This window comes from Geobacillus sp. JS12 (assembly GCF_001592395.1).
In the GTDB taxonomy this organism is placed as follows: domain Bacteria; phylum Bacillota; class Bacilli; order Bacillales; family Anoxybacillaceae; genus Geobacillus; species Geobacillus zalihae.
Map to the genome: position 1 here is coordinate 2,353,026 of NZ_CP014749.1, position 13,720 is coordinate 2,366,745.

Sequence of the window (13,720 nt, forward strand, 5' to 3'; positions counted from 1 at the left end):
AAGGTTTTTTCCGACTGGCTTGTTTGCCAGCAGAGCCCCACTTCCAGCCAAAAAAAAGCGCAGATGCACAAAGCACCCGCGCAGTACGTCCTTACACTCGCATTGACGAACCGTAACAACCTGCCAACAGCCGTCTTGGCGTCGGTCAGGTGAGAAGCGGGGTGCTTCTGCTTTTGTTACAAACAAGCCATCATTCCACTTTATACACTATACCACCTTGGCGATGGCATGTCAAGGAGCGGATCTTGATAAACACAACGCCCTTTATTATAGCGGATCAACATTCAATTGGCAAGAGAAAATCTTGTTCACGCCGCCATTTCTTTGAAAAACCGCCCATGACATGGGCCATCGCCACCGTTGCTTCCTTGTGGCGCTTGAACGTTTATGTCGCCTGTCAACGGTTTATTGCGCTTTCCCTAATCTTGTCCGTTTTTCCCGCACATCGTCAGCGAGCAAGGCCATAAACTCGTCAAGCCCCATCGTCCGGCTTTCTTTTTCGCCATAGCGGCGGACGTTGACCGCTCGCTCAGACACTTCTTTATCGCCGACAACGAGCATGTACGGGATTTTTTGCATTTGCGCTTCGCGGATTTTATAGCCGATTTTTTCGTCGCGCTCGTCGACTTCGACGCGGAAGCCGCGTTCTTTCAACGTCCGCTGCACGTCATACGCGTAATCGAGGTGCGCCTCCGGCGACACGGGGATCACTTTGACTTGAACCGGGGCGAGCCATGTCGGAAACGCACCTTTATACTCCTCGATGAGGAACGCGACAAACCGCTCCATCGTCGAGACGACGCCGCGATGGATGACGACCGGACGATGCGGCTTCCCATCCTCGCCAATGTACGTCAAATCAAAGCGCTCGGGCAACAGGAAGTCAAGCTGCACCGTCGAGAGCGTCTCGTCTTTGCCAAGCGCCGTGCGCACTTGCACATCGAGCTTCGGCCCGTAAAACGCCGCTTCCCCTTCCGCTTCGTAGTAGTCGAGGCCGAGCTCGTCCATGGCTTCCCGCAGCATGCGTTGGGCTTTTTCCCACATTTCATCGTCATCGTAATATTTTTCTTTGTCATGCGGATCGCGGTAAGACAAGCGGAACGAGTATTCCTCAATGCCGAAATCCTTATAGACTTCCAAAATCAAGTTGACGACGCGCTTGAACTCGTCTTTGATTTGGTCCGGGCGCACGAAAATGTGGGCGTCGTTGAGCGTCATGCCGCGGACGCGCTGCAGGCCGGTAAGCGCTCCAGACATTTCATAGCGGTGCATCGTGCCGAGCTCGGCGATGCGGATCGGCAGCTCGCGGTAGCTGTGCAGCTTGCTTTTGTAAATCATCATATGGTGCGGGCAGTTCATCGGACGAAGCACAAGTTCTTCGTTGTCCATCTCCATCGGCGGGAACATGTTTTCTTTGTAATGGTCCCAATGGCCCGATGTCTTGTACAGCTCGACGCTGCCGAGCACCGGTGTGTAGACATGATCGTATCCGAGCGCCACTTCTTTGTCGACGATGTACCGTTCGATAATGCGGCGGATCGTCGCTCCTTTCGGCAGCCATAGCGGCAAGCCTTGTCCGACTTGTTGCGATGTCGTAAACAGCTCAAGCTCTTTGCCGAGCTTCCGGTGGTCGCGCTCTTTCGCTTCTTCAAGCAGGCGCAAATAACGATCCAAGTCTTCCTTTTTGAAAAAGGCCGTGCCGTAGATGCGCTGCAGCATTTTGTTGTTGCTGTCGCCGCGCCAGTAGGCCCCCGAGATGCTGAGCAGCTTGAACTCTTTGATTTTTCCAGTCGACGGCACGTGCACGCCGCGGCAAAGGTCGAAAAACTCGCCTTGCTCATAAATCGAAATCGGCTCGCCTTCCGGAATATCGGCGATCAACTCGAGCTTCAACTCATCGCCGATTTCTTCATACAGCCGGATGGCTTCTTCGCGGCTCACTTCTTTGCGGACGATGTCCAAATTTTCTTTGACAATCTTGCGCATTTCCGCTTCGATTTTCGGGAGGTCGTCTGGCGTCAGCTTATGCTCCATGTCGATATCATAGTAGAAGCCGTTTTCAATGACCGGACCGACGCCGAGCTTGACGTTGCCATACAGCCGCTTGATCGCCTGCGCCATTAAGTGGGCGGTGCTATGGCGCAAAATGTCAAGCGCCTCCGGCATGTCTTGGGTAATGATGACAAGCTCGCCATCTTCGTGAAGCGGCGTGCGCAAATCAACGGACCGGCCGTTCAGTTTGCCGGCGATCGCTTTTTTCTTCAGCCCCGGGCTGATCGAGGCAGCGATGTCTTCCGTCGTCGTCCCCTTCGGAAACTCCTTTTCCGCCCCATCTGGGAACGTGATGCGAATGACGTCTGGCATTGGCAATCACTCCTTTGTCATGATGATGAAAATGGAAAAATAAAAAAACTCCTCCCTCCTAAAGGGACGAGTTTTCATCGTGGTTCCACCCTTCTTCCCATGGCAACGCCTCGCCATGCCATGGCTCAACAAGAATAACGGTCGTCCACCGGCGGCAACTACTGGGCGTTGCGTTCGCTGCCGCAGCTCTGAGGGGGTAAGCGCATTTTTCGTGTTAGGAAGGTTCCAGCCGCTGCCTTCCCTCTCTGGAAACCGTAAAAATGCGCCCATGTCCTCGTCATCGCTTGTATTCATCCATATTCATGACGTCATTATAGCGAAAACAGCAGGAAAAATCAAGCTTCTCCCCCATTTCCAGCGTTGGCGGCAAACAAGCGGGAAAAATCGGCGCGGCGGCAGACGATCAGCCGTTCTTGAAACACGTTTTGCAGTGTCTGCACCATGCCGTCATCCGGATGATCGGTGTACAGCTCAATTTCCGCCGGAGCGAGCGAGACAAGCGGAGCGAGCACCGATGCATCAATATACATCGGCTGGCTGAAGACGAGATGGCGGTCGATCAACTGTCTCACTTCCGCCGCCGACAGCTCCCGCCGCTCGCTGTCGTAAAATACGAAGTGCGGCGGATCGTGCACCAAATACAGGCGCGGCCATTGCGGCGTCCGGCCAGCCAGGCAGTCGCGCAGCATTTGCACAAAATTTTGATACTCCTGCTCCAGCTTGTATTCATCAATCGCCAGCTCGACATAATGTTGGAGGCGCTCCATATACGGCTTTAACCGGAACGTAACGAACGAAGAAAACGAAAATGACAAGCCGTCGCGCAAAAAGGAGGCAAAAGCGTCGCGCAACATCACGGTGCGCGAGGCGGCAAACGCCGCGCTTTTCCGGTAATCGCGCCGCTCGCCGTCCAAAAACGAATGAGCGAGGGCCAAAATTTGCTGCTGTTCTTCGACGTCGCGGAAATAAAAAACATTGGCAATGATGGATAGCAGCAGCCGGTCTTCCATCACCTCCTGCATAAACGCCGTCATCGCTGGGATGATATGCTCCTCAAGCACACGCTTCTCCTCGCCCTGTATGTAAACCGCCACGGTTTTGTTCCCGTCATAAGCGGCATGAAACAGCGGACCGTCATCCGGTTGCCGGTGATCTAGCAGCCCAACCAATTTTTCCGCCTCGCTTGCCTCGTCAAAATGGATTTCGATCACCCGCTGTCCCCCCTTTAGCCCGAAAGGCATGCTTGGTTTATATATATGGGGACAACGGGCTGTTTAGACTAAAAAACCACAAAGCTTAGCGGCGTTCATTGTTCGAGGAGAGGGTGCTCCAAAAGGATCGGGACACCCTTTCTTATTACCGTATACAGGCATAAAACAAATATGTTGTGTTTTGTTTAAGGGAAATTACCCTTTTGGGTCAGCCCCAGTCGGCAAACGAACCGCTTGCCGACTACGGCAGAAAAGCTAGAAACAGAACCTGCTCAACTAGTTTTTATGGGTTAATCAACATGCCTGTGCAAACGGCAACGTTTCAAATCGCCTTTATATATTTTGCTCGCGGCGGTTCGGTCCAGTGATTTCAATCGGATAGGCCAAATAGCGGATTCGCTCCATAATGCGCGCCGCCTTCACCTTCTCTTCTTCGCCGCGCTGCGAATACGTCAAATGATGGGCGAGCTGCTGCATATCAAAGTTCGACGTGAAAAACGTCGGCAAGTTTTCAAACATCCGGTATTGCAAGATCGGGCCAAACACATCATCGCGCACCCAGCTTGACATCGCCTCCGCCCCAAGATCATCGAGCATCAGCACTGGCACTTTTTTGATATAATCAAGCTTTTCGTTCATCGTCTGGTCTTGAAGCGAATGTTTCATCTCACGAAACAGCTCGGGCACGTAGACGATCAGCGACGAAACGTTTCGCTTCGCCAGCTCGTTGGCGATCGCGGCGAGCAAATACGTTTTGCCCACCCCAAACGATCCGTGCAAATACAAGCCTTTCATTTTTTTCCCTGGCTCGTATTCCGCCACAAACCGCTCGGCAAATCGGATCGCTTTGATCCGCCCATCGTCATTGAGATCGACGTCAGAGAGCGAAGCACGCAAGATTTCGCGCGGCATGAACATGCTTTGAATGAGCGACTCTTGCTGTTTTCGCTCGTCATGCTGCACTTTTTTTGGGCAGCGGTCGTACTCAACGTCGATCCTTCCACCGTTGACCACCAAATTTGGATGGTACCCCGGCAGCATGTTGTTGCATCGCTCAAGGCCCGGACATTGGCGGCAATTCCCGTGCTGCTCGATGAACTCATACAGCTTCATCAAGCTGCGGTCAACCGCATCGGCCGACAATTGCCGTTCGTGCGCCCGCAAAAACGGCTGCACGTCCGGATGCTCCAAAATGTAGCGTTTCATTTGTTCGTAGCGTTGTTTAAACCGTTGATTGCCAAGCAACCGCTGCAACAGGTGGTTTACTCGTTCCATGGCTTTTCCCTCTATGATTCATCACGGTATTTTTTCAGCCGTTCCTCAAGCTCTTTGCGCGCCTGTTCGACGTCAAAATCATCATCATCCGGCTGGCTGTAATCCATGTTCAGCCAGTCCGGGACGATTTCCGTGCGCACGACTTTGCGCACCGTCCGCGTCCCTTTTTCCTTTTCGTTCGCCCAGTTTTGGTATGTTTTCGCCTCTTCTTTCGCCAGCTCCATGGCTTCCTTCACGGTTTTCACCTTTTTGCGCGCCCAATGGCTGGCGATTTTTTCTACATATTTTTTCGACAGCTTCATATTCGTCCGGAGCATGACATAATAAATGAGCACGTTGACAACTCCGGGGAGCAGCTGCTGCTGGAACATAATGTCTTCGATCAACTGCAAATCAGCCAGCGACGGCTCAGCGCCGCCTGAAATCTCTTTCAGCAGCTGGCGCGGGGAAATTGTTTCCAGCTGTTTCATTAGTTGCTCCTCTTTTGTGCGCGGTTCGATGTTTTCCATCGTCCGGTAGGCGAGCGGCTGCACTCGTTCGACGAGGCGCGGCTCGACACCGCCATGTTCGAGCTCATACCATTCGCGCGCCGCCCGGCGCAACGCGTCAATATCGATATGATAGGCCGGATCGATGACGCCAAGGACCAGTTTTTGCATCTCAAGCGGCGGAATGCCGTATAAAAACGCCAGCTTTTTAATCGCTTCCTTCACTTTCGCTGTCACCGCTCGGCGCGGCACAAGCTGCTTGGACAGGCCGGCAAAAAACAGCTCAAAGTCGAATACATCATCATCAAGCACATACGACGCCTCATCCCGCCTGATGTGATCCTTCCCTTCAAGCAGCTCGGGCCCAGCTTCTTCGCTGAGGCCGGCGACGATTTGTTCAGCGGGCACGGCCGAAAACACGTCGGAAAACGACCGCGTCACCTGGGTGAATTTCGTTTCATCAATGGACGGACGGGCAAAAAAGTTGCTCAGCTGGATAAACAAGTGGCGGCCGACTTGCCGGTGCAAAAAAACGCTCAACATCTCGTCGCGGAAAAACTGGTCTGGCGCCAGCGGCGGACGCAGCTCATAAAGAAACAGCTTCGGTTCATCCGCCTCTTTAGCGTGGACGTATGTGTTGAGCAGCCCGATTCCTTCGAGTTTCAACCGTTCGCTGTAAATGTCCGGCAGTCCGCACTGCATGAGCGCCATAAGCCGATGATGGGTTGCTTCCTGGCCGTCAAGCAGCTCAAGCTCCCCCAAAGCGTCATATAAAGCGCCAACGCCCGGCAGCCAATGAGCGGCTGGTAAAGCAGCGTCAGCACTTTACGGTCCACCTCTTGCAACACTCCACGGCTTTGCACGGTATAACGGTCGACAGCAATCAGCTCTTTCCAATGGTGTTGCATCGCTCCGACCTTCCATTTCGCCGTATTCGTTTCAAACCGGCTCTCCCCTTTCCTGCCGAAAAGACGTTGAAAAAAAGGGCTTGCCGCCTAACGCCAAAGCCCTTTTTACCGTTGCCCTTTTTTGATCAGCTCTTTCAGTTCTTCAATGAACACATTAATATCTTTAAACTGCCGATAGACGGAAGCGAAGCGGACATAGGCGACCTCATCGATGTGTGACAGGCGCTCCATCACCATTTCGCCGATCGTTTCGCTTTTCACTTCCGAGACGCCTTGATTGCGCAGTTCGCGCTCAATTTCCTGCGTCACTTTTTCAAGCTCCTCGAGCGCCACCGGCCGCTTCTCGCACGCTTTGATCAAGCCGCGCAAAATTTTCTCCCGGCTGAATTCTTCGCGCGTCCCCTCTTTTTTCACAACAATCAGCGGCGGCTCCTCGATCCGCTCAAACGTCGTAAACCGATAATGGCACTGTTCGCACTCCCGCCGGCGGCGGATCGAACGACCCTCTTCAACCGGGCGCGAGTCAAGCACGCGCGTGCCTTGATGATGGCATGAAGGACATCGCATAACATCCACTCCGTTGATCTTCTTATTTTCTATCATACCGGAATGGACGAAAGCAGACAAGATATAGTTAGCTGTTCAGTCCGGAACCGATATAGGGCAGGCGGGCGTCGAGCTTCCGATACAAATCGAGAATGACCGCCCGGCTATGCCCAAAATCAAACGGCAATAGCTTCGTCTCCGTCGTCGCGGAAAAGTCGACCGCCGTTTCAAACGGCCGCACGGAAATGACGGTAGCGACGATGAACAACTTTTTGCCGCGCCTTGTTTGCGCACAAATTTCGCCGCGCTCTTCGGAAACAGAAACGAGCTCGGCGCCAGGCAGCGACGAGAGCAGCTCCTTGACCGCATCGATGACGGCGCGGTTCGTCGCTTTGTAATAATGGCTTCTTAGCTCTTCATCTTCATGATTTTCCCGCGTTTCACAATGGTTTGTGAAGGCGTATTTGAGTGTTTTCCACATGCTCATTGCCACGTCTCCCTAGTCATTCTTTTTCTTCCATCATACCATGATGTTCGCCGCTGTTGTACCGCCGAGGGCGCAAAAAAAGGAGCGTTTCGCTTACGCTCCTTTCGGTTTATCATGATCCAATTACAGCGCCTGCGCCTTTTTCACTTCGATTGGGCGCATGCCGCGCGGAAGTTCAATCGTTTCCCGCGTTTGCGCGCCCAGCATTTCGGCAATGTAATCGGCGGCAATCGTCGGGTCTAAATGGCCGCATGTATACACATCAATGCTCGCATAGCCGTGTTCGGGAAACGTGTGAATCGTCAAATGCGATTCCGAAATAATGACGACCCCGCTTACGCCTTGCGGAGCGAATTTATGGAACGCCACTTCGCGAATCTCCGCTCCCGACTTTAACGCGGCGTCAACGAACGTTTTTTCAATAAAATCAATATCATTCAGTTTGTCAAAGTCGCATCCCCAAAGTTCCGAGATAACGTGACGACCCATCGTGTCCATGAAAAGAATCCCCCTTTAACCAATTTTCTCAAACAAATAAAAAAACAGAAGGTGAGTTGCAAAATGGCATGTATAACTACCACGGGGGAAAGTTAGTCCTAAGAGGTCCTAACCCTTTAAGTAGTCACATTACCCTTGCCGTTAAGAAGTTCACGAGACATAGTATACTTTGTTTAGGGGGTTTTTTCAACAGGCTTTTTTAATTTTTTTGCATAAAAAAGAGAAAAAGCGCCCACGCCCGCACCGTGGCCCGATCCGTTTGTGCGGATCGCAAAAGCCATAGCGCAGGCGGCGCGCTTCACATCGAACCGCTGTTACGCATTGACGCTGAGACGCTCATTCATTTTGGCCGCGACAAGATGGGCTAAATCAACGACGCGGCACGAATAGCCCCATTCATTGTCATACCAAGCGAGCACTTTCACTTTTCGCCCTTCCATCACCATCGTCGACAGGCCGTCGATAATCGCAGAATGCGGATTCGTATTGAAATCGATCGAGACAAGCGGCTCCATCGTGAAATCCAAGATGCCTTTCAATGGGCCGTTGGCAGCGCGGATCAGCGCCTCGTTCACCTCATCAACCGTCACATCGCGCTTCAAGTCGACGACCAAGTCGACGAGCGAGACGTTCGGCGTCGGGACGCGGAGCGCCATGCCATGAAGCTTCCCTTTTAAATGCGGCAGCACTAGGCCAAGCGCTTTCGCCGCTCCCGTTGTCGTCGGGATGATCGACTGCGCGCATGAGCGGGCGCGGCGCAAATCTTTATGCGGGTTGTCGATGTTTTTTTGGTCGTTCGTATACGCGTGAACCGTCGTCATCAGGCCGTTTTCAATCCCAAACGCTTCATCGAGCACTTTGACGACCGGAGCCAAACAGTTTGTCGTACACGAGGCGTTCGAAATGACGAAATGGCGGTCGATGTCAAGCATATGCTCGTTGACGCCAACAACGATCGTCACATCTTCATTTTTGCCCGGGGCGGTTAAAATGACGCGCTTCGCCCCTGCCTCAAGGTGAAGGCTCGCCTTTTCACGATCGTTGAATTTTCCGGTCGCTTCAATCACAATATCGATATCAAGCTCTTTCCACGGCAGCTGTTTCGGGTCGCGCGAGTTTAACAGCCTCACTTTTTTGCCGTTGACGAGCAGGCCGTCTTCCAAGGCGATGACCTCACCGTCAAATTTGCCGTGGTTTGAGTCATATTTCACTAAATGGGCTAACGTTTCCGGCGGATAGCTGGCGTTCACCGCCACAATGTCGAGATCAGGGGAATTGATGGCGCGCCGGAACACCATCCGTCCGATTCGTCCGAAACCGTTAATCGCCACTTTCGCCTTCATTCACTTTGTTCTCCTCTCATATATGTTATACTATTTTCTTATATTTGTATAAATAGTATATCATATTTTTAGGGAATGTGGAGAACAAAATGACTGAAAGCGAACAAAAAAGACGCCTATTTTTCCAAGGCGTCCCATTGTTTCAAAATAGCCAACAGCTGACGGCGTGTCTCTTCCCTCGTTCCGTTATTGTTGATGACCGCGTCGGCCCGCTTCATTTTTTCCGCCAGCGGCCATTGAGCGCAAATGCGGGCGCGCGCTTCTTCCTCAGTGAACCCGTTCCGCTCCATCAGCCGGCGAAGCTGGATGTCATCGTCAACATACACGACAAGTACTTTATCGACCCAGGATGTCAATCCGCTTTCAAATAAAAGCGGAATGTCTAATACGACCGTTTTCGCCCCGGAACGGACGAGCGCTTCTTTCTCCGCGAGCATTTTCTGACGCACCGCCGGGTGAACGATGGCGTTTAGCTTTTTCCGTTCTTCTTCGTTGTTGAACACGATCGCCCCGAGTTTCGCCCGATCGATCTCTCCATTTGTCTGCAAAATGCCCGGACCGAAGGCGGCGACAATCTGACGGTAGGCGTCTTCCCCCGGTCGGACGACGGCGCGCGCCGCTTCGTCAGCATCAATGACCGGAAGGCCGAGCTCGCGCATCATCGCGCTCACCGTGCTTTTGCCGCTGGCGATCCCGCCGGTCAATCCGATCGTCAACGTCATGGAACTCCTCTCCTTTTTACGCGCCGCCTAGCGCTGGCAGCGCGGGCAATAATGCGTGCCGCGGCCGGCGACGACCGTTTTTTCAATCGGCGTGCCGCATCGTTTGCATGGCTCTCCTTTGCGTCCGTAGACGAACAAGCTATGCTGAAACGCACCCGCTTCCCCTTGCGTGTTCACGTACGTGCGCACCGTGCTTCCCCCTTTCATGACCGCCTCGCCGATCGTCGCCACCATTTCCTCATGCAGGCGCTCGATCTCTTTGCTGGAGAGCGAGGCAGCCGGCCGGCCGGGAAGAATGCCGGCGCGAAACAGCGATTCGTCGACATAAATATTGCCAAACCCAGCCACGACCGTCTGATCAAGGAGCAACGCTTTGACCGACCGTTTCGTTTTCACCGCCCGCTCCGCCAATACAGCTGGGGAAAACGCCGGGGAAAGCGGCTCCGGCCCAAGCTCAGCAAGCGGCGGCCGGCGGTCAGCTTCTTCTTTGGCATAAACGTGCATCGTTCCGAACTTGCGCACGTCGCGGTAACGGAGTTCGCTGCCGTCCGTGAAGCAAAACACGACGTGCGTATGCGGTTCGAGCGGCTCGAGGGCAGAAGCAACGGCGTAGCGCCCTTCCATGCGCAAATGGGAAATGAGCGCATCGCGGTCGAGCAGGAATTTCAAAAATTTCCCTCTCCGTTCCAAACCACGCACCGTCTGTCCGATCATTCTTGCCGCAAACGCCTCGGGGTCTCGCGGATGGCGGATGATGTTCGGCCAAAAGATGCGCACATCCTCAATCGTTTTTCCGACAATAAGCGGCAAAAGCGTACGACGGATCGTTTCCACCTCCGGCAATTCCGGCATGGCGATCCCCCTTTCCTCCGTTTTCCTGCATCGTTCCTGCCGACGCTTTCACATTGACGCCGGTTCATCCGCCGAGAGAAAGATTCTCCATGGGGCGGCAGCTGTTTCGCTCCCATTCATCGACCCGCATCCGAGAATCGTCGCACCGAAAGATTCTGCCTAAAAGGCCGGTGAGAAACGCTGATTTTCACAAAATCGGTCATGTTGGTTGAGAAGGACGGCTCGATGTTCAAGGCTTCCCAACTGGAGAAGAGTCGTTATGAAACTGCTTTTTCATTCCATCACAGGCCTTCTTAGGGATGCCGGCGCTCCACACCAAGACTTCTCTTTATTTCGCGTCATACCACGTCGAGCCATAATGGTAATCGACTTTGAGCGGCACGCGAAGTGTGACCGCTTGCTCCATCACTTCCGGAACGAGCCGGCACAGCCGCTCCATCTCTTCTTTCGGCGCCTCCAAAATGAGCTCGTCATGCACCTGCAGCAAAAGGCGCGCTTGCAGCCGCTCTTCCTTCAGTCTGGCGTTCAGATCGATCATCGCCTTTTTAATAATGTCAGCGGCGCTCCCTTGAATCGGCGTGTTCATCGCCATCCGTTCAGCAAAACTGCGGACGTTGAAGTTGCGGCTCGTGATATCCGGCAAATAGCGGCGCCGATGCAGCAGCGTCGTCACATACCCTTTCTGTTTTGCTTCTTGCACAATGTTTTCCATATACCGCTTCACGCCAGGGAAGCTTTCGAAGTAGCGCTCGATGAATTCAGCCGCCTCTTTGCGCGAAATATTTAAGTTTTGCGCCAAGCCGTAATCACTGATCCCGTAAACGATCCCAAAGTTGACCGCCTTCGCCTGACGGCGCATGTTGGGCGTCACTTCGTCCTCGCTCACTTGGAAAATGTCCATCGCTGTTTTCGTATGGATATCCAAATCGCGGCGGAACGCTTCCATTAAATTGTCATCTTCCGCAATATGGGCGAGGACGCGCAACTCAATTTGTGAGTAGTCGGCGGCGAAAATGAGCCAATCAGACTCCGACGGCACGAACGCTTGGCGGATTTTCCGTCCTTCCTCAAGCCGAATCGGAATGTTTTGCAAGTTCGGCTCCGTCGAGCTGAGCCGTCCGGTTTGCGTCAACGCCTGATTGAAAATCGTATGCACCTTCTTTGTATCGGGTCGCACGACTTTCAGCAATCCTTCAATATACGTCGACTGCAACTTGCCAAGCTGGCGGTAATGCAAAATGTTTTCCACGATCTCGTGATAAGGCGCAAGTTTTTCAAGCACATCCGCCGAAGTGGAGTAGCCGGTTTTCGTTTTTTTCAAGACGGGCAGCTGCAGTTTTTCAAATAAAATGACGCCGAGCTGTTTCGGTGAATTGATGTTGAATTCTTGGCCGGCGAGCTCATAAATGCGCTGCTCGACCGTGCCGAGCTGCTCGGCGAGCTCTTCGCCCATCTGTTCGAGTCGCTTCGTATCCACTTTCACTCCGGCAAATTCCATTTCCGCCAAAATCGAAGACAACGGCTGCTCGAGCTCGACGAGCAACCGATCTTGTTCGTTGCGGCGCAGCTCATCCAAAAACGGCCGTTCGAGCGCCCAAATCGCCGCCGCCTTGCGGACGAGATGCTCGGCGAGCACTGGCTCATCCGGCACGGCCCGCTTCGCCCCTTTGCCATACACCGCTTCATCCGGGCGCACCGCTTCGTATTGCTTCATTTTTGCTGCGGCAGCTACATCATCAACACCTTGCGCCGGGTCAAGCAAATAGGCGGCCAGCAATAAATCAAAGGAAACGCCGCATAGCTCAATTCCTTTCCATTTCAAGGCGACTGCCGCGCGCTTTGAGTCAAACATGCTTTTTTTCTTCGTTTCATCACCAAGCCAGGCGACAAACTGCGGATCGGCAAGCGCCGTCTCCGGGCGCAGGAAAAACCGTCCATGTTCGTTGACCACAGCGATGCCGACGATCGGCGCATCATGATAATTTTCCTCGACCACTTCAACGACAAGCGCCGCCTTGTCGGCAAGCATCTCCTCCGTCACGCGGTCAGCAAGCGTAAATGCCATCTTGGCAAGCGGTTTTTCCTCTTCTGATGACGGCGATTCCATTTTCTCTAAAAACGATTGAAACCCAAGCTCTTTAAATAAAGCGACCACTTTCTCCCGGTCTTCCCCTTGATAGACAATGTCATCAAGCGAGAGCTCGACCGGGGCGTCGCGGCGAATGGCGGCGAGCTTTTTGCTTAACAGCGCCATCTCCCGGTGTTGGCGCAGCGTTTCTTTCAACTTTTCGCCTTTGATCTCGTCAATGGAGGCAAGCACATTTTCGACCGTGCCGAATTGCCTGAGCAGCTTGACCGCCGTCTTTTCCCCGATGCCCGGCACTCCGGGGATGTTGTCCGATTTGTCGCCCATCAATCCTTTCAAATCAACGATTTGTTCCGGAGTTAAGCCGTATTTTTCGTGGACCGTCTCCGGCGTGTATGGTTCGATATCGGTAATCCCTTTTTTCGTAATGTCCACCGTCACATGGGGGGAGGCGAGCTGGGTCAGATCGCGGTCGCCGGAAATGACTTTCACCTCAAACCCTTCCTGCTCAGCGCGGGCGGCAAGCGTTCCGATAATATCGTCCGCTTCGTAGTTCTCGAGTTCATAGGCGGGGATGCGATATGCCCTCAGCAGCTCGCGCAACAGCGGAAACTGCTCCGACAGCTCCGGTGGCGTCTGCTGGCGCCCACCTTTATACTCTTGAAACGCTTCATGCCGGAACGTCGTTTTCCCGGCGTCAAACGCGACAAGCATATGAGTTGGCTCTTCTTCCGCCAAAATTTTATTCAACATCATCGTAAACCCGTAGACGGCGTTCGTATGGATGCCTTTGTCGTTATGCAAAAGCGGCAAGGCAAAAAAGGCGCGGTACGCCACGCTGCTGCCGTCGATTAAAACAAGCTTTTTTTTCAATCTCATCCCTCCTCGGATGCTTCCTTGTCCTATTGTACCATGCCTGCGGCTTGCCTTGAACGCTCTC

At 53.3% G+C, this 13,720-nt stretch carries 10 protein-coding genes, 1 pseudogene and 2 other annotated features; all 11 genes and pseudogenes read right to left on the minus strand.

Annotated features, from left to right (window positions below; genetic code table 11):
• Nucleotides 1-45: 45 nt before the first annotated feature.
• Nucleotides 46-179, minus strand: a sequence feature (ribosomal protein L20 leader region).
• Between the two features lie 226 nt (nt 180-405).
• The 11 genes and pseudogenes from thrS to polA all read right to left on the minus strand — a co-directional run bounded on the left by thrS (nt 406) and on the right by polA (nt 13,659).
• Nucleotides 406-2,364, minus strand: a complete 1,959-nt coding sequence (gene thrS, locus A0V43_RS11525) for a threonine--tRNA ligase (RefSeq protein ID WP_063193128.1) — start codon at nt 2,362-2,364, stop codon at nt 406-408.
• A 59-nt stretch (nt 2,365-2,423) separates the two neighbouring features.
• Nucleotides 2,424-2,654 (minus strand) — a binding site (T-box leader).
• A 45-nt stretch (nt 2,655-2,699) separates the two neighbouring features.
• A complete protein-coding gene (gene ytxC / locus A0V43_RS11535; protein ID WP_011232194.1) occupies nt 2,700-3,575 on the minus strand; it encodes a putative sporulation protein YtxC in 876 nt (291 codons plus the stop codon).
• A gap of 333 nt (nt 3,576-3,908) precedes the next feature.
• Nucleotides 3,909-4,850, minus strand: coding sequence for a primosomal protein DnaI (dnaI, locus tag A0V43_RS11540; RefSeq protein ID WP_063193129.1), 942 nt, complete (start codon nt 4,848-4,850; stop codon nt 3,909-3,911).
• Between the two features lie 11 nt (nt 4,851-4,861).
• Nucleotides 4,862-6,246 (minus strand): annotated as a pseudogene (locus A0V43_RS11545) (replication initiation and membrane attachment family protein).
• 105 nt (nt 6,247-6,351) lie between these two features.
• A complete protein-coding gene (gene nrdR, locus A0V43_RS11550; RefSeq protein WP_013144522.1) occupies nt 6,352-6,813 on the minus strand; it encodes a transcriptional regulator NrdR in 462 nt (153 codons plus the stop codon).
• 67 nt (nt 6,814-6,880) lie between these two features.
• Nucleotides 6,881-7,279, minus strand: a complete 399-nt coding sequence (locus tag A0V43_RS11555) for an aminotransferase class IV (protein WP_011232198.1) — start codon at nt 7,277-7,279, stop codon at nt 6,881-6,883.
• Nucleotides 7,280-7,402: 123 nt separating this feature from the next.
• Nucleotides 7,403-7,777: an adenosylmethionine decarboxylase gene (gene speD, locus A0V43_RS11560; RefSeq protein ID WP_011232199.1), complete on the minus strand. Its 375-nt coding sequence runs from the start codon at nt 7,775-7,777 to the stop codon at nt 7,403-7,405.
• Between the two features lie 314 nt (nt 7,778-8,091).
• On the minus strand, nt 8,092-9,120 hold the full coding sequence (locus tag A0V43_RS11565) for a glyceraldehyde-3-phosphate dehydrogenase (RefSeq protein ID WP_063193130.1): 1,029 nt from the start codon (nt 9,118-9,120) through the stop codon (nt 8,092-8,094).
• Nucleotides 9,121-9,236: 116 nt separating this feature from the next.
• Nucleotides 9,237-9,842, minus strand: a complete 606-nt coding sequence (gene coaE, locus A0V43_RS11570) for a dephospho-CoA kinase (RefSeq protein ID WP_063193131.1) — start codon at nt 9,840-9,842, stop codon at nt 9,237-9,239.
• Between the two features lie 27 nt (nt 9,843-9,869).
• Nucleotides 9,870-10,694, minus strand: a complete 825-nt coding sequence (mutM, locus tag A0V43_RS11575) for a DNA-formamidopyrimidine glycosylase (RefSeq protein WP_011232202.1) — start codon at nt 10,692-10,694, stop codon at nt 9,870-9,872.
• Nucleotides 10,695-11,022: 328 nt separating this feature from the next.
• The gene (gene polA / locus A0V43_RS11580; RefSeq protein WP_063193132.1) at nt 11,023-13,659 is read right to left on the minus strand and encodes a DNA polymerase I; all 2,637 of its coding nucleotides are present in this window, start codon (nt 13,657-13,659) and stop codon (nt 11,023-11,025) included.
• Nucleotides 13,660-13,720 lie beyond the last annotated feature (61 nt).